General features: G+C 48.7%; 15 protein-coding genes. 2 read left to right on the top strand and 13 right to left on the bottom strand.

The window, feature by feature from the left end:
- Nucleotides 1-28: 28 nt before the first annotated feature.
- From GA0116948_RS05555 to GA0116948_RS05525, 7 genes are all read right to left on the bottom strand, one after another.
- Nucleotides 29-1,225: a 3-dehydroquinate synthase gene (locus GA0116948_RS05555; RefSeq protein ID WP_089709941.1), complete on the bottom strand. Its 1,197-nt coding sequence runs from the start codon at nucleotides 1,223-1,225 to the stop codon at nucleotides 29-31.
- Between the two features lie 64 nt (nucleotides 1,226-1,289).
- Entirely contained in the window at nucleotides 1,290-2,192 is a 903-nt protein-coding gene (gene eboC, locus GA0116948_RS05550) for a UbiA-like protein EboC (RefSeq protein ID WP_240619138.1), read from the bottom strand.
- Nucleotides 2,193-2,366: 174 nt separating this feature from the next.
- Complete coding sequence (locus GA0116948_RS05545) at nucleotides 2,367-3,272, bottom strand: TatD family hydrolase (RefSeq protein ID WP_249260564.1); 906 nt, start codon at nucleotides 3,270-3,272, stop codon at nucleotides 2,367-2,369.
- A gap of 133 nt (nucleotides 3,273-3,405) precedes the next feature.
- The gene (locus GA0116948_RS05540) at nucleotides 3,406-4,113 is read right to left on the bottom strand and encodes an EboA domain-containing protein (protein WP_089709935.1); all 708 of its coding nucleotides are present in this window, start codon (nucleotides 4,111-4,113) and stop codon (nucleotides 3,406-3,408) included.
- Between the two features lie 458 nt (nucleotides 4,114-4,571).
- Complete coding sequence (locus tag GA0116948_RS05535) at nucleotides 4,572-6,113, bottom strand: FG-GAP repeat domain-containing protein (RefSeq protein WP_089709932.1); 1,542 nt, start codon at nucleotides 6,111-6,113, stop codon at nucleotides 4,572-4,574.
- A 68-nt stretch (nucleotides 6,114-6,181) separates the two neighbouring features.
- Nucleotides 6,182-8,089 (bottom strand): RagB/SusD family nutrient uptake outer membrane protein, encoded by a 1,908-nt coding sequence (locus tag GA0116948_RS05530; protein ID WP_089709930.1) that lies wholly within the window; start codon nucleotides 8,087-8,089, stop codon nucleotides 6,182-6,184.
- 44 nt (nucleotides 8,090-8,133) lie between these two features.
- Entirely contained in the window at nucleotides 8,134-11,409 is a 3,276-nt protein-coding gene (locus tag GA0116948_RS05525) for a SusC/RagA family TonB-linked outer membrane protein (RefSeq protein ID WP_089709928.1), read from the bottom strand.
- A 435-nt stretch (nucleotides 11,410-11,844) separates the two neighbouring features.
- On the opposite strand from GA0116948_RS05525, the gene GA0116948_RS05520 reads away from it, so the two are divergent.
- A complete protein-coding gene (locus GA0116948_RS05520; RefSeq protein ID WP_089709926.1) occupies nucleotides 11,845-12,231 on the top strand; it encodes a transmembrane 220 family protein in 387 nt (128 codons plus the stop codon).
- A gap of 73 nt (nucleotides 12,232-12,304) precedes the next feature.
- Here the strand turns inward: GA0116948_RS05520 and GA0116948_RS05515 are convergent, their stop codons facing one another.
- The 6 genes from GA0116948_RS05515 to GA0116948_RS05490 form a co-directional block, all read right to left on the bottom strand.
- On the bottom strand, nucleotides 12,305-15,703 hold the full coding sequence (locus tag GA0116948_RS05515; RefSeq protein WP_089709924.1) for a ThuA domain-containing protein: 3,399 nt from the start codon (nucleotides 15,701-15,703) through the stop codon (nucleotides 12,305-12,307).
- An 86-nt stretch (nucleotides 15,704-15,789) separates the two neighbouring features.
- On the bottom strand, nucleotides 15,790-16,563 hold the full coding sequence (locus GA0116948_RS05510; RefSeq protein WP_089709922.1) for a ThuA domain-containing protein: 774 nt from the start codon (nucleotides 16,561-16,563) through the stop codon (nucleotides 15,790-15,792).
- 109 nt (nucleotides 16,564-16,672) lie between these two features.
- Nucleotides 16,673-17,389, bottom strand: a complete 717-nt coding sequence (locus GA0116948_RS05505; protein WP_089709920.1) for a 3-keto-disaccharide hydrolase — start codon at nucleotides 17,387-17,389, stop codon at nucleotides 16,673-16,675.
- Nucleotides 17,390-17,503: 114 nt separating this feature from the next.
- Nucleotides 17,504-17,920 (bottom strand): c-type cytochrome, encoded by a 417-nt coding sequence (locus GA0116948_RS05500; protein WP_089709919.1) that lies wholly within the window; start codon nucleotides 17,918-17,920, stop codon nucleotides 17,504-17,506.
- A 90-nt stretch (nucleotides 17,921-18,010) separates the two neighbouring features.
- A complete protein-coding gene (locus GA0116948_RS05495) occupies nucleotides 18,011-19,063 on the bottom strand; it encodes a sugar phosphate isomerase/epimerase family protein (RefSeq protein ID WP_089709917.1) in 1,053 nt (350 codons plus the stop codon).
- Between the two features lie 28 nt (nucleotides 19,064-19,091).
- Complete coding sequence (locus GA0116948_RS05490; protein WP_089709915.1) at nucleotides 19,092-20,252, bottom strand: Gfo/Idh/MocA family protein; 1,161 nt, start codon at nucleotides 20,250-20,252, stop codon at nucleotides 19,092-19,094.
- Between the two features lie 570 nt (nucleotides 20,253-20,822).
- On the opposite strand from GA0116948_RS05490, the gene secA reads away from it, so the two are divergent.
- Nucleotides 20,823-24,167, top strand: coding sequence for a preprotein translocase subunit SecA (gene secA, locus GA0116948_RS05485; RefSeq protein WP_089709913.1), 3,345 nt, complete (start codon nucleotides 20,823-20,825; stop codon nucleotides 24,165-24,167).
- The last annotated feature ends 72 nt before the right edge of the window (nucleotides 24,168-24,239 follow it).

The following is a 24,239-nucleotide window of genomic DNA, read 5'->3' as shown; positions in this document are numbered from 1 at the left end:
GGGGATTAATAAAGATAAGTTGTTTATACTACAAGCCAATGGGTGGTGATGCTAGCAGGCTGGCACCGGCCTTTTTTTCGCTGATGATTTTCAGCAGGGCCGCCGCCTGTTGGAGCAGGTCAAGGTTTATTTGATGCACCTCTTCTCCTTGGCCGATGGCGCGCAGCAGGGTAATGGTAAGCTGGCCCCCCAGGTGTTCCCGAAACTCCTCCAGCCCCTTAAATACAGGGTTTTCACCACCCACCGGCGCATCCAGGAGCGGGTGCCAGGTGGGCAGTCCCAGGCCATACAATAAGTGAACTATACGCTGCATATCTGACTCGCTGATCCATCCTAACGTAAAGGAATACACGCTATCCAGTGCAATGCCAATAGATACGGCCTCTCCATGGCGTAGTGAAAAATGAGTAAGCGGTTCCAGCTTATGAGCGCTCCAGTGGCCAAAGTCCAGCGGGCGCGAAGAGCCGCTTTCAAACGGATCGCCACCGCCAATGTGGGCCATATGCAGGGCGGCGCAACGGTATATCAATTCCTGCATAGGTGCCATTTCACGGGCAGCCAGGGCAGGTGCCGCCTGCTCTAGCCAGGCAAAGAAAGCTGCATCTTTGATGAGGGCTACCTTTACCGCTTCGGCCATACCCGCCGCCCAATCGCGGGCGTGCAGGGTAGTGAGAAAATGACTATCGTTAAATACGGCGACTGGTGGCGCAAAAGTACCCAGGAAGTTTTTTTTGCCCTGGTAGTTGATACCGTTCTTCACGCCTACTCCGGAATCGTTTTGCGATAGTACGGTGGTAGGAATACGAATATGCCTTACCCCACGATGTGACACCGCAGCCGCATAACCTGCGAGGTCCAGCAAAGAACCGCCGCCAATGGCAACAAGATAAGAATGCCGGTCTATGCCAAACTGCTCTACCGCATGAATAAGTTGATCGAACAAAGCAGGATCGTTTTTGCTAGCCTCCCCCCCTGGCAATACTTGTATGGGTGCCAGGCTAAAACCAGCCAGGCTAGCCACATACGTTGTAATTTGCAGCATCAGTTGTGGATGGTGGGCTTGCACCTCTTCATCTATAACGAATAGTAATTTTTGCTCTAAACCTTCACTTTGATGGGATGCCAGAAAGTCGGAAAATACTGGATTAGCGGTATCAAAAAGTGAGGTAGTAAAATACACCTGATACTTATATGGAATCTTAAAAACCTGTTCTAATATCTGCATGGTTAAATTAAATCAATGACACCCAACTAAAGTACGGTTTTTGAGGAATACGTTCTTTAAATTATCACGTTACGGCGAAGGCTTTGGCCAGTAACATAGATATGGGCAGCAGGGCAAGGATAATGAGGGCATAAGTCCAGTCGGAAAATGCGGCAGCCCAGGCGGCGTTGATAACGATGAGTGCCAGGATGCCCCCCTGTACGGCCTTACCAATATTGGGGCCGGCAGGCAAACGGATGGCCTGTATTAAAGGGCGGTAAATGATATAAGCGGTGAGCGCCACAAAAGGCAGCGTTACCAGCAAATGTCCATTGCGCCAGGAGATTAGCAGAATGGTGCTGAGTACCAAGGTATAAAGTAATACCGCTACCCGCAAGGTGCTGACATTACCTCCATGCACCTCTCCCCGGCTGATCATGGTAATGGCGGCGATATATAACACAGGTATAAGCCCCAGCCACCAGAAATTAAGCAGTACGCCAGGAATAATACTAATGCCCAATAATAAATTTAAGCCCCGGCACAGCCCCATGTTCAGTGGCCCCCAAAAATCCAGGTGCTTGCCCCACTTATTATATATCAATGCGGCTGCAGCAATACTGATGCCCAGCAATCCCGATACGGTGCTTACGGTAAATGCGGCCAGAATGCCTACCAGCAGCAGGTATGCGCCCTGGATAATGGCTTGCGAACGGCTGATAACTCCACTTGGGATGGGACGTTCCGGACGTTCTATCTGGTCTAGCCGGGCGTCCATCACATCGTTAAACACCACACCGCCGCCGTACAGGCCAATGGTGGCCAGGCATAGGCAGGCCAATGGCAATATATCCAGGTAAGTAATAAAGGCTGTGCTAAAATATCCCGCCACGGCAATACCTGCCAGGATATCTGCTACAGCGGTGAGGAGATTGGCAGGCCGCATGAGGCGTAAATAACCTGCTAGTTTTAATATAATGTAATTCACGGATGTGGTTTGTGGGGATAATGAATTACAACAGACGGTTTTTTACACGCAGGGCATTGTTTTACAATTCTTTACTAAATCGATTATTAACAGCGCCCTATGACTGCGGCGTCCTGGTTTCCGGTTCCTGGTGTACTGTTTCTTATAACTAATGCATCACTACTACTACTAATCTCAACGGATTATTTTATTATGCTTGTCTACGCGGGGCTGCTGGCCACCGCGGAGAATAGAACTTCCATTGAATTTTTCGCGCTGGTCCACAACAGCAGCGGATTCCCAATCCGCCTCGTTGATCTGCCCACTTTGTGCAAAAGCGGTGATGGCATTGCGGTAAGTTACCAAATGAATATCATTCAAGTCAATACCACTTTCGTGCATTAAGGCGGCTGTTTTGGGCACAGCCAGCGGGTCGCTGATGCCCCAATCTGCAGCAGAGTTGACCATGATGCGCTCGCTGCCATATTGTTTTACTAATGCTACCATGCGCTCATTGCCCATTTTGGTAAAAGGGTAAATGGTAAAGGCGGCCCAGAAACCACGGTCCAGCACTTCTTGTACGGTTTCTTCATTATTATGGTCTACAATCACCATTTTAGGATCCAGGCCATGCTCCAGGGCAATGTCCATACTGCGTTGTGTACCCCGTTTCTTATCGCGGTGCGGGGTATGTATTTGTACTGGCAAACCTGCTTCCCTGGCCAGATTTAACTGGGCGCGGTAATATTTTTCTTCGAGTGCAGTTTGGTCGTCGAAGCCAATTTCGCCAATGCCTACCACGCCTTCTTTATACATAAAAAGAGGCAGTACTTCCATTACCTGTTCGGCCAGGGCCTCGTTGTTAGCTTCCTTAGAGTTGAGGCCAATGGTGCAATAGTGTTTAATGCCGAATTGTGAAGCGCGGAAACGTTCCCAGCCTACCAGGCTACTAAAATAGTCCTTGAAAGTATCTACGCCCGTGCGGGGTTGACCCAGCCAAAAAGACGGTTCTATAATGGCCGCTACGCCGGCATCGGCCATGGCCTGATAGTCGTCCGTAGTGCGGGAGGTCATGTGCACATGGGGATCAAAAAAGCGCATGCCTTTAATTTTGTCGAGATATAAGGGCTCCTGGGCTTGCGGCTGGAGCGATTGTTCAGATAAAGGATTACAACACATAGTATTGTTTTGTGGTGGCAAAAGTAAGGTGGAAATTTTATGGCAGTGATGGTTTTTATAGCAGCACCTGACTGGCCAGCAGCGATAGTTGTGGATCTACCGTTCTGCCGGCAGCTTTCCGTTCGGCGGCATAATCGTGCAGCATTTGTTGCAGGTCCGGGTTATTGCGTTCCTGTAAACCAGTGATTTCCACTACAGGTTTGCCCGTAAAAAAGGCTTTCAGCACCAACTGGTTCCAGGCGGGCACAGGCAGGTAGCGGGCCGGATAAGGATTGTGCAGCATAATGGCTTCCAGCACATCGCCTATGTTACTGCGAATGCCCTCGGCGGTTTGGGCCACCCAGCTTTCCGGCCATGCCAGGAGCGGTAGGCAACTGTACAAAGCAGTAAGTTCTTCCATACTGCCGGTATGAAAGAGGGTGGATATGCTGCGCACATACGCTTCCTGCGACGCTGCCGGCCATTGCAGCAGCCACCAGGCGCGGGCCAGCCGGTCTGCCGGCCAGTGGCGGGGTGTAAATCCCGGTACCAGCCTGGCCATTGCAGCCAGTTGATCATCCGCTAGCACCACTGTTTGCTTGCCCGCATGGCGGGGCAATGCCACAAAGGTCAGGTTCCATTGTTGGAAACCTTCACTGATAAGAGCTTTAGCTTGTTGCTGCTGCAACCAGGCGAGACCTTTTTCCTGTAGTTGCGTAATTAAAAGGGGCGTTAACAGGCCTAATAAGGCTTGTTGGTCATAAAGATAAGGCTGATGAGTCATGGTATCCCGTTAAGGCCCGTAAAAATACATAAAGGCATTTACAAAGTAAAGGTACCATTCAGTCCGGGCTACACAACAAAATGAACAAGGGAAGCAGGAAAATACAGTAGGGGGATGCCATAGGGATAAACCAGGCGATGATTGGCGTAGGAAATGCAATAGGGACAAGGTTTTTATAAAATAAAAGAGAGGCAACTAGTGCCTCTCCTTCCGCCATTCTAAAACCTGATTAATAACCAGGAGTATCGTTTAACTGTTTTTCAGACAGTATTTATTTTTTTGTTCAGCCCTTTAATATAAAACAATTCTTGTACCAAAAGTACATAAATTTTCTTTATAGGATTGTTTGCAATATAGCCAATATATTTGGTTTAACACCTACTTTTAACACTATTTAAAAAATGGGCATTTTCATAATAATGCCCTGAAATCCGGCAGCCGCGCGGATGTCCACTAGATTACTTTATCTTATTTTCAAGGATAATATAGGGTTGACGTGTATTCCATGGCACCTTAACTCCTTCCGCCAACAATCCCTTTGAGAAGTTCCCCAGGAAAATATCCAGATCGCCGTCATGGTCATAATCGGCAACGTCCATACAAATCCAGCGGCCCATGTTTGCCACAGGTATAGCATGCGGAATAAAATGCATCGGCTTATCTTGTTCAAAATAAACCATGCCCTCCTCCGGCCGGTTAATATAATCGCTGAAAAATGCAATGGTAGCGATATCCATATCACCATCTCCATCAAAATCAGCTACCATGGCTTTGTAGCAGCCATGAATGGGGAAGAAATAAGCTTTTTCAAATTTAAAGTTGCCTTTGTTAAGGAATACGTATACACCGTGAAAGGGTTTCAATACGGTAGAATAGTCTGCATTATCTCCACAGGTATATACAATATCGGGCTGGCCATCGTGGTTTACATCTACATACTGGAAGCTGGTAGAACCCCATACCGGCATAAAATCAAGCAATCGCTTTTCGGTAAAGCCGCCGTGCTGATTGTTAAGGAATAAGGAGATACCTTCCTGTGCATGCGCAAAAAGCACCATCACGTCGGGCCAGCCGTCGTTGTTAAAATCACCGGCCTGCGCCTGCTCTGCACCCGGAATGGATTTGATGGTATCTACGTCAAACTTATGCCCCGTTTTTTGCTGCATGCGCAGTAGTGCGCCCTGCTCATGTCCAAAGCCGCACACGATGTAATCGGTTAACCCATCTTTATTAAAATCGCCGGGCAAGGCTTGTACAGGCCGCGGCTGGAAAGCAGCCACGATGTCATAGTCTGGGTCTGCTTCTTTTTCCGGATTAAAAAGAATTTCTTCTCCCCGGGATTGGTCTGTAGCAATGATCTGACCAATGGTGGTAAACATCCGTTCTACGGTATCGGTGGCGGGATTGCGGTACTGGCTGTAGTGTACCACCGGCGAATGCATGCGAAAAAAATGCAACAGCTTTCCACCAGGCTCATATACGTTGAGTAATTTGGTTTCTTCGGTACCGGTATACAAGTGGCTGGAGGCAGTGTCCCAAGCTACCATGCAGGTGGTGGCATCCATGTTGGTATCTGCTACGGCAGGTATTGTCAGTTTAAATACGGCCCAATCTTTTACAAATGGCTGCGGCAATTTAGCCGTATCCATTTGTTTGGGGGCGGTATGGGTGTAATAAGCTACCAGGTCCAGCCAGTCAGAGAAATCGATGGTGGGATGGTCGCCTTCGCTCGGTGGATAATATTCCGATTCGCCCCATACACGGATCCCTAGTCTACCGGCCATATTGGGCAGTACATGTAATTTCCAGGTAGCGCTGTCTAAAACGGTAGGCGGCACAAACTGGTGGCAATTGCCACAGTATTGTTCGGCCATTTCCTTGCCGTTTTCAATACCCTGTTTTTTTATTTTGGGCGAATGGCAACCGCTGGTCACGGCGGCCATTATCCAGGTGGCGCTGGCTAATGCCATGGCGGCTTTGAGGAATATTTGTCTACGCATACTATATAAAAAAGAAGAGGTAGTGAAAATACTACCTCCTCAACAGAAAACAGGATAAATAATAAACTTTAGTAGCCAGGGTTCTGTGTCAGTGTTTCCTGACCACCTTTCAAGCCCAGATCTATCTGACGTTGTGGGATCGGGTAAGCGGTATCTCTTACCGGGAAATTTGCGCCGGAAAGATCCGTGGTGATCTTGCTTTCATAAGCGTAGTAAGCATTCATGGTAGCCGGTGCTATACCCCATCTAACAAGGTCGAAATAGCGCTGACCTTCCATGGCTAGCTCCAGCTTTCTTTCCAGCCGTACTGCCGTGCGGGCGGCATCTTGACTGGCAAATGGAACTGTATAATCGCTGGCTTTGTACACTGGCAGTTTATAAGCATTCCAAGTTTTTACTTTGCTCGAAGCGTCAATGGCGATAATTACCCAAGTTTCATTGAGATCAGAACGTACTACCCAGTCGCCTACTTTGAGGGAAGCATCTGCATTGGCAGCGTTAAAACCTGCCTGGTCGCTGGTAACTTTTTTAGCATAAGCTATATTATCGCTGTTGCTCACAAAACCAGCAGGTCGATTAGCACGTTCCCTAACCTGATTAATGTATGTACGGGCTTTTTCCAGGGAACCAGCTTCTATTTCTGCTTCCGCCGCCATCAACAATACATCTGCAAAACGGATAACGTGTATATTAATTGCAGTACCGGGTGCCCAGGAATGTGCATCATGGTAGAGCGTTTGGGTAGCCTGATAGTAAACATTTTTTTTAGGGGCATAAGGGCCTGCGTAATCTTGCTGGCGTATCCAGTTGCTGCCCGGGTGAGGACCCCAATCCAGATAAGGTACACCACGACGGCCCACCGTCCAGTCCAGGCGTGGATCTACAGCATGAGTGTCCAGCGTAAAGGGTACTGCGCTAGAAAGGCCCATATCATTTGTTATTATGGTGGCATTGTTATTATTCAGAGGCAATCCGGTGCTTGCATCCACCAGGTAACTATTCACCAAGTCTTGCGAAGGTTGGTAGAATCCACAGCAGCCAAAAGGACTATTGTAAGGGAAGTTCAGCATGTCGCCCTGATTGGCTTTGGTGATCTGGTTTGTACCATTGTTGGCAGTCATCTGGATATCAAACACTGTTTCGGAATTATTTTTCTTGGCAGGGTTAAAATTATCTTCAAAGTTTACCCCATCGAGTGTATAAGATTTACCTGTGGCGGTTTTCCCATTAGCAATCACAAGGTCGAATTCCGTTTTTGCAGCGGCATAATTGTGCTCATACAAAAAGATTTTGCCAAGGTAAGCAATAGCAGCCCATTTGTTAGCACGGCCTGCGTCATTATTTGCAGCAACATCGCCCAGGCTATCTGCAGCAAATTTCATATCATCTTCGATATGCGACCAGGAGTCATCGGCTGGTTGCTGAAAGTCTGTTGTATTTTCATCGATCCACGGCAGTCTTTTGAACATCTTCTTTAACTCGAAGTAGTAATGAGCGCGCAGGAAACGGGCTTCACCTTTAATCACCGTTGCTTCATCGGCTGTTAAACCGGTGGTATTGGCTAGAGCAGCCAGGGTGGTATTACAACGGGTAATCCCTTCAAAAACAGCTTTCCATTTGGAATTAAAAAAACCATTAGCAGGATCGAACACCCCGGTCATTACCTGGTTGATCGGAGGCTGGTCAATAGCATTAGAGCCTTTGTGGGCATCGCCGCCAGCAATACTACCGTAAATCCAGTTACTAGGGGCAGCTTCCCATGGAGAACCGCCGCCAATAGATGTACCACTGGCCGCCTGGCCATCCAAAGCAGCATAAGCCCCTATCAGAAGGGCGCGTACGCCATCTGGTGTAGCTAATTTATCAATGGACAATGCTGATGTAGGTTGTTTTTCCAGGTAGCTTTTGCTACAGGAAAACAATGTCATACCGACAGTAAGCGCGGATAGACCAAATATATAGAATGACTTTTTCATTGTTTGCAGATTTATAAATTCAGATACTCAAAACCAATCGTTGCTTAGAAAGTCAGGTTAGCTCCCACCAAGAAATTACGGGTATTAGGATAACCACCAGTATCAATACCGAAGTTGGTAGTGCCATAATTATTACTTCCACTACCGGTTTGCGGGTTCTGTGCTGTACCAATTTCAGGGTCTATGCCGGAGTATTTGGTGATGGTAAACAGATTGGCTGCTTGTATATAGATACGCAACCGATCAATGCGCGCACGTTTTAAGAGATCTGAAGGCAGTGTATACCCCAGCACCATGTTACGGCAACGCAGGAAAGAACCATTTTCTACAAAATAAGAGTTAGGTGCATTCACCGTAGAGGTGTAAGCTGTTGTTTCCTGGATCGGCAGCTTTGCATTGTGATGCTCTGGTGTCCATGAATTATATACAGCATCTTTGCTTTTCACACTAACAAAAGAAGAGTAAAAATCGGTCCACCACTTAATGTCATTCCATATTTTTCCGCCCTGGCTACCATACAGGAACATACTCCAGTCGAAACCTTTGTAAGACAACCCGATATTAAGACCATAGGTAAACTTAGGATTGGGACTGCCCAGAAACTGTTTATCGTCTGCAGTAATCTGACCATCATTATTGGTGTCTGCATAACGGAAACGACCCAAACCAATACCTTCTTCATATTTCGCTTCCGGATTTCCGGTAGCTTTCTGTGCTTGCAGGTTAGCCGCATCTATTTCTGACTGGCTATTAAAGAAACCTACGATCTTATATCCATAGAAAGAAGATACTGGATGACCTACCTGGTTGCGGATGATATATTGACCATTGAAACGTCTTGATTCCTGGTCGAAATAGCTGGCATCAGCAATTTTGGTGATGGTGTTTTTGTAAGTAGTGATAGTACCGGTGGCGGTGAAATGGAGGTCGTGCGTGAAGTCCAAGTTAGTAGACACCGATGCATCGAAACCGGTGTTCTTCATGCTAGAGATATTTAAGAAAGGAAAGGTAGCCTGGCCTTGGGTGCCGGGTTTTTCTACCTGGTACAACAAATCTTTAATATCCTTTTTATAGTAATCGGCTGTTACTTCCAGTTTGCCTTTGAACAAACTTGCATCGATACCGATGTTACTGTTTGCGTCACTTTCCCATTTAGCGTTCGGGTTACCGAGCTGGCTGCGATAAAAACCGAGGGTGCTGCCACCATCTGCGCCAGTGATATCATAGTAGGAGTTATTTTTATCAGGGGTATATAGGGTGAAGCCGTTAGCCGGGCCTACGTTGATCTGGTTACCCATTACACCATAACCTCCACGGATTTTCAGGTCGCTGATCCAGGAGATATTCTTCATAAATCCTTCTTGGGAAATACGCCAAGCCGCGCTTACTGCAGGAAAATTACCATAACGGTTATTGGAACCGAATTTGGAAGAACCATCCCGGCGGATAACCCCACCGATCAAATACTTATCATGAAATGCGTAATCAACACGAGCGAACAAGGAATACAACGCATCGTTATAATTGTTGCTGTAGTTGGTGGGTGAACCAGAGCCGGTTCCCAAGGTTACATAAGCAGGATCGAAGGAGAAATAGCCTGTAGAAGTACCCCCTACGTTACGGCCAAATTCGTTAAATGCTTCTGAACCCAACAACACTTTCACATCATGATATCTACCAAATACCTGGTGATAGTTCAACGTGTTAGTCCAGGTATAGTCAAAACCATTACCTGCATTTTCAGTATAGCTATTGGTTACTACATTTTCTGAGTTCTCATATTCCGGGAACGTGAACTGGTGATTATTGAAAGAGAAGGACTGACCACCGAAACTGGTGCGAACGGTGAAATACTTGAGGAAGTCTACTTCTCCAAAAACATTACCCAGCAAGCGGGTAGCTACGGTTTTATTGTTGCGGGTACGTTCCTGGATAGCCACTGGGTTACGGGCGTTACCAAAACCCGGGGCGTGTGTGCCGGCATAGTTACCACCGATATCATAAACAGGGATAATATTAGGTTCGCGGAAAGCCATCCCAATACCGCTACCTTCTGCCAGGATCCCCACTTGTGGGTTATCTATAATGGAGTAAGACAGGTTTTCTCCTAGACGTATGCTCTTTGTAACATTGAAGACCGTGTTAGCACGAACCGTGTAACGTTTTTCATATGTCCTATCCAATGTACCTTGCTGGTTGTAATAGTTACCGGAGAAAAAGTAACTACCCTGCTCACCACCACCTGCCGCGGAAATGTTATGGCTGGTTATAATTGCGGGTTTAAATATTTCATGGAACCAATCAGTACCCTGCTTATTAGCTTTTATTATCTGGTTAAACCCTGGACCACCTACCTGGTTAGGATCAGTGTAAAGCGGGTTTACTTTATAATCTGCAAGGGTAGTACCAGGATCGCCTTCCTTGGCACCCTTGGGCAAGATATAGTCCGGCAGCACTGGGGTGGCGCCACTACCATATTGTTCGGATGGCGGCGTGGTGTTAGAATTTTTGTACGCCGTCCACATTAAATTAGCATTTTCCTGTGGCGTAGCCAGGTTCCAAACGTTGCCGGAAGGAGGGCGCTGGGTACCTACATAGCCATCATAGTTCACGCGTATCTTACCGGCGGATCCGCGACGAGTAGAAACGATAATTACCCCATTCGCAGCACGTGCACCATAAATCGTGGCGGAGCTGGCATCTTTCAGCACCTGCATATTTGCGATGTCGTTAGGGTTCAGATCATCAATGTTCTGGGTGGGTACTCCATCCACTACATACAGCGGGGTATTGTTACCGAAGGTGTTGATACCACGGATTTTTACCTGTGGTTGCTGGCCGGGCTGGCCGCTACCTACCACAGTAACACCGGACACTTGACCCTGCAACTGGCTGTTTACGTTGGCCACCGGTTGTGTTTTGAGGTTGTCTACATTCACCACCGCTACGGCACCGGTAAGGTCTTTTTTGCGTTGGGAGGAATAGCCGGTTACTACAACTTCATCCAGCGAGCCTACTTTTTCTTCCAGGCTTACTAATACCGGGCCGGAGCCGATAACGATTTCCTGGTTATTGTAGCCTACGAAGGAGAAAACGAGTACCTGGCCTTTGTTTGCGGATACGGAGAAACTACCGTCTGCTCCGGTAGCAGTGCCCTTTGAGGTGCCTTTAACGGCTACAGATACACCCGGCAACCCACTGCCATTTGCATGATCTGTAACCCTTCCTGTGATCTGTTGTTGAGCGAATGCGCTGTTGCCGAGAAGCAACAAGAACGCACAGCAGCTTAGCGCCAACAAGTGGTAGAAGTGTTTTTTCATAACGTGGTATTTAAATTATAATGTGTGCAATCGAATGAATTAATACAAACAATTACGCTTGCGCGCATTTTCCTGTTTTAGATTTAAACAGCCATAAAAACTGTCGTGTAAATAAAAGTTATTGAATAGAGAAAGCAGCAGTATGAAGCGTAGGCATACAGCACAATGAAAGGTGATTTTGGCACACTTGTCTGTTCATAACGTGGTATTTTTAAAAAAAATTTTGGGTGACCTGTTTTTATAACGTGTAACTAAAACTAAAACTTAACTGTTAATTTCAGGGTTCAATTTATAACATATAATTAACAGATACAAGTATTCTCCCCATTTTTCACAAAAAAAATTTGCCTTCCCCTCCCATCCGCCCGGATGAATTACCCTGCTTAATTGTAAGTTTACCCAACGGAAACTTATCTTCATCCTAACTATACTGATATGAAAGTTTTTAACATTGTCTGGTGTGTCCTATTTATCCTTTTTGCAGGGCTACAATATAATGACCCCGACCCGTATATCTGGATGCCTATTTATTTATATGGCGCATATTTTTGCTGGCAGGCCGCCCGCAAACGCTTTTATTTCACCGCCTACTGGATAGGCATCGTTATTTACCTGGCCTACGCCCTCTTTCTTATTTTTACGGCCAATGGTGTGATAGACTGGATAGCCGTGCACCACGAAGAAAGCATTGTGCAGACCATGAAGGCCGAAAAGCCTTGGATAGAACAAACCCGCGAATGTGGCGGACTACTGATCCTCATTATTGTATTTTTAATTAATTACTGCTATGGCCGGCGCGTGCTAAGGCAGGCCCGCCCATAGACCATATAATGAAAAAATCCCGCTTCGCCCCAATGGCTAGCGGGATTTTTTTTATGGCTTGTATATCCCTGCGCTAATGTTTTAGCAGGAAAGTAAGGATGCCGATGGTGGCTGTTTCCCCGGGTGTAGCATGTATTTTAAAATACAGCGTGTGTAAACGGCTATCTGTAACTGGTGTGAAGGCGATGGTGGCAGTATTCAATGCATTGACGCGCGCGCCGCGACCAATGGCTACTTCGCCCAGCTTAGTGCCGCTGGCATTGTCGAGGAGGGCCTCGATCACGTAACCTCCGCTGGTGGTTCCTTGCGGAAAATAGGTTACTTCCGCGCCACTGATGCCCCGTAAATCCAGGTTATTGTAGGCCACCAGGCTGGCAGCGCTGGGTACCAGGAGCTTAGCGCCGCCCGGTGCCTCTTGTACGGTATTGCCATCCGAAAGATCAGCGTTAGCGGCTTCCAGGCTGGCATTCCGCAGGGTAACGGTGGCAGAGCCGGTAATGGGTTTAATGCCAGGACCACCCTTATCAGTATAACTGGCCGTGAGATAGAAGATACCATTTGCTTTTAACGGGTTGCCCTGGGTAGGGTCTATACCGCCTGTGAAGGGCAGGGAGGGGTGCTGGGCAGCGCCACCATTGAGGGTGAAAATATATTGCACCACTTCTTTGGCTTCGTTCAGGTTTAATCCTGGATGGGCAGGCATCATTACTTCGCCCCATACGCCTCCGCCGCCTTTGATGATCTTATTGGCCAGGCGTTCTTCCGCAGTTTTGTCGTCCTTGTATTTTTCCGCCACCAGTTTAAAGGCGGGGCCTACCGATTTTTCGGCCACTTTGTGGCAGGATTTACAATCGTTGGCTTCCAGTATGCTTTTGCCTGCAAGCGCACCGGTGATTACCTGGTGGCCCTGGGGCAAGGCAGCTTTGTCTTTACCCTCTATATAATTAGCGGAGATATAGACGTTTTCATTGCCGTTGGTAATCTCTCCATCTTCGGCATCGCTGATTTTTACCAGATAGTTCACCGGCTCTCCGGGGAAATAGAACATCTGGCTGCCGGTCAACTGGATATCAACCTTTGGCATTTCATTACCTGCGTACAAGTTTACGGAGGCGCTACTAGTGGAAGCACCTTTGTTGTCGCTTACTTCTACAAACGCATTGTATTCTCCGGCCAGTGCGTAGGTGTATTCCAGTTCCGGTGTGGTGGTTTCTATTTTGTGTCCATCGCCCAGGTACCAGAGGTAGGTAAGCGGATCGCCGTCTGCATCACGGCTGCCCTGTGCGCTCAATTTCACTTTCAGGGGCAATTTACCGGTGGTTTTGTTCACCTTGATCTTGGCCACGGGTGCACGATTGCCGCCATTGAAATCAATGCGGGAAAGGGCTGCGTCTGCATTTTTACTAAACCATCCGCTGCCATATTCCAGGACGTACAGGCGGCCATCCGGCCCCATTTCCATATCGATCATGCCATTAAATTTCATATGCGGAACAATACGTTCCATTTTACTGTAGTGCCCCTCCTTATCCATGGTCACTGCCATAATCCAGCCGCGCATAAAATCGTAGATGAATAGCTTCCCGTCATAATACAGCGGGAAGCGGTTTTTTTCGGGATAGTCTGCTGCATAATACACAGGCCCAGCGCTGGTACTACGCCCACCGCTTCCCACCTGCGGGAAGTCGGTGGAAGGGCCGTAAGGATACCAGATAAAGGCAGGTTGTGCAGGCGGCAGGTTGCGCAAACCAGTATTGTTCCGGGAATCATTGACCGGGTGGGCGGGGTCAAAGAAATCTCCGCTTTGCCCTGTTCCATAATCATAACGGCGGTAAGGTTTGTTGTCCGCAATAAACAGCGGGTAGCCGAAGTAGCCAGGTTTTTGTGCCTGGTTTATTTCATCATAACCACGTGGCCCGCGCAGCGAATCGTCGTTATTGGCATCCGGGCCTACATCGCCCCAGTATACGAAACCGGTGTGCTTGTCTACGGAAATACGATAAGGATTGCGGGTACCCATGGCATAGATTTCCGGTTTGGTATTGGGTGTGCCGGGTTTAAAAAGATTGCCTTCGGGAATGGTATAAGATCCATCTTCCTGGATTTGGATACGAAGAATCTTACCCCGCAGGTCGTTAGTATTGGAAGAGCCGCGGCGGTCGTCGTAGTGGTCATGCCCAGGGCGATCGTCCAATGGACTGTATCCCTTACTGGTAAAAGTTTGTCCAGGTTCGTCGAAGGGCGTGGTATTATCGCCGGTAGAAAGGAACAAAATATGGTCGTTGCCAAAGGCCAGCGATCCGCCGGTGTGGCAGCACATATCGCGCTGCTCATGAAATTGCAGGATCACTTTTTCGGATTCCATCTTCAGCCGGTCGTCTTCAAATATGAAGCGCGACAGGCGGTTTATGGCACTGTCGGCACGGGAATAATAGAGATAGATGTAATGATTCCTCGCATAGTCCGGATCTGTGGTAATGCCTAGCAAACCTTCTTCAGAATTTACATTGGGCGTATCGGTATGGAAGTATACATGGATATCGCCCACTTGTTTCAGGCTGTGATCCAGGTTTTTGAAGAGCATCAACTGTCCCCGGCGCTGGGCAACCAGCACGTCGAAATTAGGCAGGATAGCCATTTCCGTAGGTTCAAAGAAATTGCCACTGGTGAGTACTGTTTTGGAGAAGCGGTCTTCATCGGGTACACGCAGGGTGGTGGCATTGCCGTAATCCAGCACGCTGTTTTCACCCATGGCATATTGAATGCCACCCAAGAGGTGTTTCAGCACATTGGGATCCTGGAAAGCTGCTTCGGTGTGGCCCAGTGCGGTGTAGAATGCGCGGCCACCATCGTAATCGTGGAACCAGCTGATAGGATGGTTGTCCCCCATTTTACCGCCGGTGTAGGATTTTTCGTCCACCTTCATTACTACTTTAATAGTGGGGTCTACCTTTTTAAAATTATACCATTCGTCGGTATGCTCCCAGGTATCGGGCAGGCCGGCGGTGGCGGGAAATTGTTTATCTGTCACGATCAGTTTTGCCTTGTCAGTGCCGGCAGGGTGGTCTTGTAAATAGGCGCCTACCAGGCCGCCGTACCAACCCCAATCGTACTTCGTATCAGCAGCCGCGTGAATGCCTACATAACCACCGCCTGCCTGGATGTATCGTTCCAGGTCGGCCTCCTGGTAGTTATTCAGTACATCGCCGGTGGTGTTCAGGAATATTACGGCTGCATAATGCTGCAAGCTGTCTTCCGTGAAATAGCCGGCGTTTGTAGTAGTGTCTATGGTAAATGCATTTTCCACGCCCAGTTGACGAATGGCCTTTATGGCGGCAGGGATCGCATTGTGGAGTAAGCCCTGTGTTTTGGAAAACACCAGCACACGTGGCTGTCCTTCGCGCTTTTGTTTACAACCCGTTGCCAGGGCTAGCACCAACAGGGCGCCCCATAAAAAATGAATGTATCTCATGTGTTGATTATAGCGATATAAAAATGGTTGCTGCAAAATATATATAAATAAAGGCCAACGTTGGCATTCAAGTAAGCAATCGTGTGTTATTGTTGGGGCATGACCTGATGGGCGGAAACACCTGCCACCTGCATAGCACCTTTTTTCCGGCCTATGGCATAATTGATACCTCCCAATACATGGCCCAGATACAAAGGATCTGTGTAAGATGAGAGCGTATGACCCAGCTCTGTATAAAATGCGCGGCCTCCATCGTAATCGTGGTACCAGGCCATGGGATGCACTGCGCCGTTGCTGCCGCCTGTATAACTCTTTTCATCGATGGTAAGCAGCACGTGCAGATCTGGTTGTATGTCGCGGAAATTATACCATTCATCTTTGCGTTTCCATTCGTCGGGCAATGCCTGGGTGGCCTGGCTGCGATGATGATCTTCCACGTGCAAGATTGCTTCCTGCTGCGCAGGATGGTTCACAAAATAAGCGCCGGCCAGCTTGCCGTACCAGGGCCAGTCATACTCGGTATCGGTGGCAGCATGAATGCCCACGTACCCGCCTCCATGTTCTATAAAACGTTGAAAAGCCAGTTGCTGTGCGCTGTCCAGCACATCGCCGGTGGTATGGAGGAAGATCACGGCTTTATATTGTTTCAGATTTTGGTCGGTAAATGCTGATGCGTCTTCTGTGGTATCTACTGCAAAATTGTTTTCTGCCCCCAATTTAATCAGCGCTAATTTCCCAACGGGAATGGCATCATGGCGGAAGCCTTTTGTTTTGGAAAATACCAGTACTTTGGGCGGCGCAGCCACAACAGCCAGGTGCAGCATGCAGCAAAGTAGCAGGCAGCTAAGCAATTGTTTCATATAACGGGGATATAATGAAAGGGATCATGTTTTACCAGGTATAGGCGGACCATACTAAATAGGATGTACAAGGCCTGCTACTGCATGCTGCCTTGTACATCCTATTTATTTACAATTGCCGGATCTTAATATCGCGGTACCATACTTCGTGGCCATGATCTTGCAGGGCTATACTGCCTTTGGGGTAAGCGGCAAATCCTTTCCAGGTTTTGAACTTACTGTTGGCCAGCATGGTGTTCCATTCGGGTGAGCCGATGGTTACGTCGGCAGTTTTTACGCCGTTAAGCCACAATTGCAGGTGTCCATTTTTCTTAGAGAGTTTTGCGGTATTCCATTCACCCACTGGTTTAGTGGCCAGTTTGGGAGCTTGGGCCAGGTCGTACAGGTCGCCGGAATTGTGTTTTGCGATCTTGCCATCTGGGTGTTTAGAATCGTCCAATACCTGCATTTCCAGGCCGGTAAGGTAGGGTTCTTTGTACTGGGGATCTTCATGAACGCTGAAGATCAGGCCACTGTTGCCACCTTCGGAAATTTTCCATTGGTACTCCAGTTCAAAATTTTCATATTCATCGTTGGTCACCAGGTCATTGCCGGAAGGGCGTCCGGCGTGTTCGGCGTCTGGTGTGAGTTGCAGGGCGCCGTCTACTACCTGCCAGTGTGTGCCAGCGTCTTTAGACAGGTAGGCATGCCAGCCGGTGGTGGTTTTACCATCGAATAATAATGTCCAGCCTTGCTTTTTTTCTTTGGAAGTAAGGGTATTGTGCTGTGCGCTGGCAGTACCCAGCAGGGCGCCCATAGCCAGTAGGAGAATAAAATTTTTTATCATATCAGGTTCCGTTAATAATTAAAATGAATGGTATCAGGGGCAAGTAGTGCAGTAGCAGGCATGGGAAGGAAACGTCCTGGCGGCGGGCCTTTCCGGCCACCAGGCGTTTACACTTTATTTCTGCGCCAGTATATACTTTACAATTTCCTTGGCGTCGTCTTTAGACAAATCTGGGTGGGGCGTCATGGCCACCGTACCCCAGTTGCCACTACCACCGCTGATGATCTTGGCGGCCAGCATTTCAATATTTTCGTCGGTCGGTTTATACTTGGCGGCAATTTCCTTGAAAGAAGGGCCTACCACTTTCATGTCTACTTTATGACAGGTTTTGCAATCCAGGCCAGCCTCCAGCGTTTCGCCTTTAGATACCGCCGAATTAGCCCCGGGTGCCACCATCGAATTGTCGGCAGGGGCGGTAGTTTCAGTCGATTTGGCGCTATCTGTGGCATTCGCATCCTTGCTGCCACCACCGCCACAGGCCGCCATAAATACGGCGATCATCACCATAGACGCCAGCATTCCTTTTTTCATTTTGTCGTTTTTTGTTTTATTGTTTTAATGTTTGCTTCCTTATGCCCAGGACATACCCAATTTTACCAACCGGATGTCCTGTGCTATTGTTTAAAGACCTAATATTTTCTTATTCAGCACATCGTTGGCACCGGTGCCGGCAAAGTCGTCGAACGCACGGTCGGTGACCCGGATAATGTGTTCGGCAATAAAAGGCGCCCCTTCTTTTGCACCTTGTTCAGGATGTTTTATAGCGCACTCCCACTCCATCACGGCCCAACCGCCAAAATCGTACTGCGCCATTTTGCTAAAGATGCTTTTAAAATCCACCTGTCCATCGCCCAGGGAGCGGAAACGTCCAGGCCTTTCCAACCAGCCCTGGTAACCGCCATATACGCCAGAGCGGCCAGTGGGATTAAATTCCGCGTCTTTCACATGGAACATCCGGATGCGCTCATGATAAATATCGATGAATTCCAGATAGTTCAGGCATTGCAGTACAAAATGACTGGGATCGTACAGGATATTGGCGCGTTTATGATGCCCTACAGCTTCCAGGAAACGCTCAAAGGTAACGCCATCGTGCAAGTCTTCGCCGGGATGTAGTTCATAACACAGGTCTATGCCGTGTTGCTCAAATACATCGAGGATGGGTTTCCAGCGTTGGGCCAGTGCTGCAAAACCGGTATTTACCAGTCCTGCAGGCCGTTGTGGCCAGGGATATACGGTAGGCCAAAGCAATGCACCGCTGAAAGTAGCATGTGCGTTCAGCCCTAAATTTTCACTGGCTTTTGCTGCATATTTTAATTGTTGTACCGCCCATTCCGTACGCGCCGAATAGTTGCCGCGCAACTTTTCGGGCGCAAACCCATCGAACAGGTCGTTATAGGCCGGGTGTACGGCTACGAGCTGGCCTTGGAGGTGGGTAGACAGTTCGGTGATTTCTACACCCGCGGCGTTTACCAGCCCCTTGATCTCATCTGCGTACGTTTTGCTTTCTGCCGCTTTTTGCAGGTCAAAAATCTTTGGATCGGAGGTAGGAATCTGTACCCCTTTAAAGCCCAGGGAGGCAGACCATTCGCAGATAGACTGCAGGCTGTTGAACGGGGCTTGGTCGCCCAGAAATTGCGCCAGGAAAATGCCAGGTCCTTTAATCGTTTTCATGCATTATTTTTACGTGTAGGCGTTAACGTTAGATTTCAAATTTTGTCCACTTTTGCTCGCTTTGAGCAGACTTCACCACATTGTCGATGAAGGCCATACCGCGCACACCTTCTTCCACGCTGGGATAGTCCAGGGCTTCAGGGGTGGGGGTGGTGCCATCGGCAAGCGCCATGAGGGTATGGGCAAAGTTGCGGTACAGGTTACCGAATGCTTCCAGATAGCCTTCTGGGTGGCCGCCCGGCGTACGGGTATTCTTGTACATAAAGGGCGATTGGTAATGGTATCCGGCCCCGGCACGGTATATTTCGGCGGGCTTATCCAGCCATTTTACCAGCAGGGTATTGGGTTCCATCTGATGCCATTCCAAGCCGCCTTTTTCGCCATAAACGCGAATGCTAAGGGCGTTTTCTTCTCCGGCTGCAATCTGTGAAGCAATGAGTACGCCGCTGGCACCGTTATTAAATTTAAGCAGTATGGCACCGTCGTCGTCCAGGCGGCGTCCGGGTACTACGATATTAAGGTCAGCACAAAGCCGGTCTATTTGCAGGCCGGAAACATATTCTGCAAGGTTAGCGGCGTGGGTGCCGATGTCGCCCATGGCGCCCGCTTTGCCCGATTTACTGGGATCGGTACGCCAAGCGGCTTGCTGGTTATCTTTTTCGTCCGGGGTGCTAAGCCATCCCTGCGGGTATTCCACGTAAATTTTACGGATTTCGCCTAAGGTGCCTGCTTTTACCATAGCACGGGCCTGTTTTACCATGGGGTAGCCAGTGTAGGTGTGGGTGAGCAACAGTTTCAGGCCGGTAGCTGCTACCTTGGCCTTCAGTTGTTTGGCTTGGTCCAGGGTGAAGGTGATGGGCTTGTCTATCACCACATGAAACCCTTTTTCCAGGGCCAGCATGGCGGGTTCAAAGTGTACATGATTGGGCGTAACGATCACGATAAAATCCAGGCGTTCACTGGCCGGTTTGGCGGCTTCCGTTTCCAACATGGTTTTATAGTCAGCGTAAATGCGGTCTGCTGCGAGAAAAAGTTCGCGGCCCGATTCCAGGGCGCGTTGTGGATCTGAGCTGAGGGCGGCGGCGGTGAGGGTAATGAGGCCGTCCATATTGGCTGCAATACGATGCACTGCACCGATAAAGGCGTTTTTGCCACCTCCTATCATGCCCATTCTTAACTTACGGTTCATTGACAAATCGTTTTTATACGTATCTGATAACTGTTGTTTGAAATACTTTTTGCGGTGTGCGGTTCATAACGTGCTACTGCGCAGGTGGCCCTCGTTTTTATATGCATAGTTCCGGAGAGGGCTGCCCTGGTGGCAGGCCTTAAATTTATAAAAAGTATTTTCATATTTCCCGTTTTTTCATGGCGGCAGCCTGTATGCCTCCCAGGCCAGCCTGCCTTTTTGCCTGGCGGCCGCCGGCTTTCCCCTATAAGCCGTTGTGGGGGCTGGTTTATGATATTGGGATTTTTATTATTTAAAGTCTTACTAATATTTACATTTTAGCTACGCCTGTCTGTAAATTATTCCTACATTTACGCCCCATGTGGGCCAGCAGGGAAAAGATAATTTTCACCACCGCAATTTCCATCCACAACAATTTTGTTTTTTTGGAGCTAGCCTTTGGGGAAATTGCGCACCCCGCGCCTGTCAGCATGACATAACAATCAGTTAAGCATAATATTTGTCTGCATTCATCGTGGCGAAGCCCATGCCTGCTGCAACCAACTTAAATCCGATAATTCTTATAATAACATGTTAGGTTTTTTAACTAAACTTTTTGGTGGTCACAAATCCGAGCGGGATGTTAAATCTCTGGCTCCTATCGTGGTGCAGATCAATGAGGAATTTGCCAAATTACAATCTTTATCTGTAGATGAACTGCGTAACAAAACGCAGGAGTTCCGCCAACGCATCCGCGAATACCTTTCCGATGTTGATGCGCAAATTGCCGCCCAGCAAGCAGATGCCGACGAGGCTGCCGACGTGGCCGCCAAAGACATCGTATACCAGGAAATCGATAAGCTGAAAAAAGATCGCGATAAAAAAATTGAGGAAGTGCTGAATGAGCTGCTGCCCCAGGCCTTTGCTGTGGTAAAGGAAACCGGCCGCCGCTTTAAAGAAAACACCCAACTCACCGCCACCGCTACGGAACTGGATCGCGCCCTGGCAGTAGGTAAACCCTATATTAACATTGCAGGTGACAAAGTGACCTACAATAATAGCTGGAAAGCTGCAGGCCAGGAGGTGGTTTGGAATATGGTGCATTACGATGTACAGCTTATTGGCGGTATAACACTGCACCAGGGCAAGATCTCCGAAATGGCTACTGGTGAAGGTAAAACCCTGGTATCTACCCTGCCCGCTTACCTCAATGCACTAGCCGGAGAAGGCGTGCATATTGTAACGGTGAACGACTATCTGGCCCGCCGTGACTCTGAATGGAATGGCCCTATCTTCGAATTCCTCGGTATTACCGTGGATTGCATTGACAAGCACCCCTCTCATTCTCCCGAACGCCGCAATGCTTACCTGGCGGATATTACGTACGGTACCAATAATGAATTTGGCTTTGACTACCTGCGCGATAACATGGTACACAGCCCTGAAGAAATGGTGCAGCGCAAACATCATTATGCCATGGTGGATGAGGTGGATAGTGTATTGATCGACGATGCACGTACTCCCCTCATCATTTCCGGCCCCATTCCCCGTGGCGACGAACAGGAGTTTCATTCCCTGAAACCCCGCATTCAACGCCTGGTAGATGCCCAGAAAAGAGTAACCCAGCAGTTTCTCCTGGAAGCCAAAAAACTCATCGCCGAAGGCAAGGACGACCCTAAGACCGGCGGCCTGGCCCTGATGCGTGCCTGGAGAGGCTTGCCAAAGAACAGCGCACTGATAAAATTCCTCAGCGAGCCTGGAAATAAAGTACTGCTCCAGAAAGCAGAGAATTATTACATCGCCGATCAGCAACGCGAAATGCCGAAAGTGGATGAAGAACTTTACTTTCACATCGACGAAAAAAATAACAGTGTAGACCTTACCGAAAAAGGCATTGCACTGATCACCCAATCTGGCGAAGACTCCAGTTTCTTCGTGATGCCCGATGTAGGTTTTGAAATTGCAGAAATTGAAAAACTGGATCTGCCCGCGGAAGAAAAATTGCGCCGCAAAGACGAATTGCTGCAAGATTTCGCCCAGAAATCAGACCGCATCCATTCTATCCAGCAACTGCTGAAAGCTTATACCCTCTTCGATAAAGACATCGAATACGTGGTAATGGATGGTAAGGTGAAGATTGTAGATGAACAAACAGGCCGTATCCTGGATGGCCGCCGCTATTCCGACGGGCTGCACCAGGCTATTGAAGCCAAGGAAAATGTAAAAGTGGAAGCTGCCACCCAAACATTTGCCACCATTACTTTGCAAAACTTCTTCCGCATGTACCATAAGCTGGCCGGTATGACCGGTACAGCCACCACGGAAGCCGGCGAATTCTGGGAGATTTACAAACTAGATGTAGTGACCATCCCGACCAACCTGCCGATTTCCCGCAATGATGCGGAAGACCTGGTATATAAAACCAAACGGGATAAGTACCGCGCCGTGATTGAAGAGATCAAGTCACTGACGGCCAAAGGCCGCCCCGTGCTGGTAGGTACTACCTCCGTAGAAGTGTCTGAATTGCTGGGCAAAATGCTCACCTTCGAAAAAATACCGCACAACGTACTGAATGCCAAACAGCATGCCCGTGAAGCCCAGATCGTATCGGAAGCAGGCCTTTCCAGCGCCGTAACCATCGCCACCAACATGGCAGGCCGTGGTACGGATATTAAGCTGGGCCCCGGTGTAAAAGAAGCGGGAGGCCTGGCCATCATCGGTACAGAACGGCATGAAAGCCGCCGGGTAGACCGCCAGTTGCGTGGCCGCGCCGGCCGCCAGGGCGACCCCGGTACTTCCCAGTTCTTTGTATCGCTGGAAGATGACCTGATGCGCATGTTTGGTTCTGACCGCATAGCCGGTATGATGGACCGCATGGGCTATAAAGAAGGGGAAGTGATCCAGCACAGCATGATCAGCAAATCGATCGAACGCGCCCAGAAAAAGGTGGAAGAAAATAACTTCGGTATCCGTAAACGGTTGCTGGAATATGACGACGTGATGAACAAACAGCGCACCGTGATTTACGCAAAACGTAACCACGCCTTGTTTGGCGAACGCCTGGCCATTGATATCGACAATGCTTTCTACAGCGTAGCCGAGAACCTGGTGACCATGCATAAAGATAGCGGCGATTACGAAGCCTTTAAACGCGACGTGATCATTAATTTCTCCCTGGAAACATCCATCACCCAGGAAGCACTGGCCCGCACCGATGTAGCTACCCTGGCCACCCAACTGTATGAGGAAGCCACCGATCTTTACGAGCGTAAGTCGGAAGACATGGTAACTTATATGTGGCCCGCCCTCCAGCGCCTGGCGCAAGAAAAAGGTGCCCGCGCCACCAACGTGGCCATTGAGTTTACCGACGGCAAAAAGAATATCGGCATCGTGGCCAATATTAATAAGATCGTGGAAACCGAAGGATATGAAGTACGGTATGCCCTGGAACGCTCTATCACCCTGGCCCTTATTGACGAAGCCTGGAAGGAACACCTGCGTGCCATGGACGACCTGAAACAATCCGTGCAAAGCGCCGTGTACGAACAGCGCGATCCACTGCTCATTTATAAACTGGAAGCTTTTGAGCTGTTCAAACAAATGAATGCGGAAACTAATGGCACCATTGTTTCTTTCCTTACCAAATGCGGCCTGGAACACCGCAGGCACCAGCATGATGAAGTAGCGGAAGGGGTAATGCCCAGCCAGGAAATAAAGGAAGCCCGCCCGGAAAAACGTACGGATATGAGTAAGATGAAGGCTTCTCACCAGGAGCTTTCCGGCGGCGGTGTGCCCGTGGAAACTGCACCCGCATACAATAACCCAGAACCGGAACGGATAGACCCCGTGAAGGCCGGCCCCCGCATTGGCCGCAATGATCCCTGCCCTTGTGGTAGTGGTAAGAAATATAAACAATGCCATGGCAAGGATGCATGATCCGGCAACATGGTGGAAATAAAAATAAAAAGAGAGGCAAGCATGTTTGCCTCTCTTTTATTAATAGGAAGC

Origin of the sequence: Chitinophaga costaii (genome assembly GCF_900094705.1) — a bacterium.
GTDB lineage: Bacteria > Bacteroidota > Bacteroidia > Chitinophagales > Chitinophagaceae > Chitinophaga > Chitinophaga costaii.
This window is presented reverse-complemented; position numbering and strand designations above follow the sequence as displayed.

Excerpts from the sequence above, each read along its gene's own strand:
- GA0116948_RS05555 (WP_089709941.1), bottom strand. The coding sequence starts at position 1,225 with ATGCAGATATTAGAACAGGTTTTTAAGATTCCATATAAGTATCAGGTG.
- GA0116948_RS05545 (WP_249260564.1), bottom strand. The coding sequence starts at position 3,272 with ATGCGCTTTTTTGATCCCCATGTGCACATGACCTCCCGCACTACGGAC.
- GA0116948_RS05540 (WP_089709935.1), bottom strand. The coding sequence starts at position 4,113 with ATGACTCATCAGCCTTATCTTTATGACCAACAAGCCTTATTAGGCCTG.
- GA0116948_RS05535 (WP_089709932.1), bottom strand. The coding sequence starts at position 6,113 with ATGCGTAGACAAATATTCCTCAAAGCCGCCATGGCATTAGCCAGCGCC.
- GA0116948_RS05530 (WP_089709930.1), bottom strand. The coding sequence starts at position 8,089 with ATGAAAAAGTCATTCTATATATTTGGTCTATCCGCGCTTACTGTCGGT.
- GA0116948_RS05525 (WP_089709928.1), bottom strand. The coding sequence starts at position 11,409 with ATGAAAAAACACTTCTACCACTTGTTGGCGCTAAGCTGCTGTGCGTTC.
- GA0116948_RS05520 (WP_089709926.1), top strand. The coding sequence starts at position 11,845 with ATGAAAGTTTTTAACATTGTCTGGTGTGTCCTATTTATCCTTTTTGCA.
- GA0116948_RS05515 (WP_089709924.1), bottom strand. The coding sequence starts at position 15,703 with ATGAGATACATTCATTTTTTATGGGGCGCCCTGTTGGTGCTAGCCCTG.
- GA0116948_RS05510 (WP_089709922.1), bottom strand. The coding sequence starts at position 16,563 with ATGAAACAATTGCTTAGCTGCCTGCTACTTTGCTGCATGCTGCACCTG.
- GA0116948_RS05505 (WP_089709920.1), bottom strand. The coding sequence starts at position 17,389 with ATGATAAAAAATTTTATTCTCCTACTGGCTATGGGCGCCCTGCTGGGT.
- GA0116948_RS05500 (WP_089709919.1), bottom strand. The coding sequence starts at position 17,920 with ATGAAAAAAGGAATGCTGGCGTCTATGGTGATGATCGCCGTATTTATG.
- GA0116948_RS05495 (WP_089709917.1), bottom strand. The coding sequence starts at position 19,063 with ATGAAAACGATTAAAGGACCTGGCATTTTCCTGGCGCAATTTCTGGGC.
- GA0116948_RS05490 (WP_089709915.1), bottom strand. The coding sequence starts at position 20,252 with ATGAACCGTAAGTTAAGAATGGGCATGATAGGAGGTGGCAAAAACGCC.
- secA (WP_089709913.1), top strand. The coding sequence starts at position 20,823 with ATGTTAGGTTTTTTAACTAAACTTTTTGGTGGTCACAAATCCGAGCGG.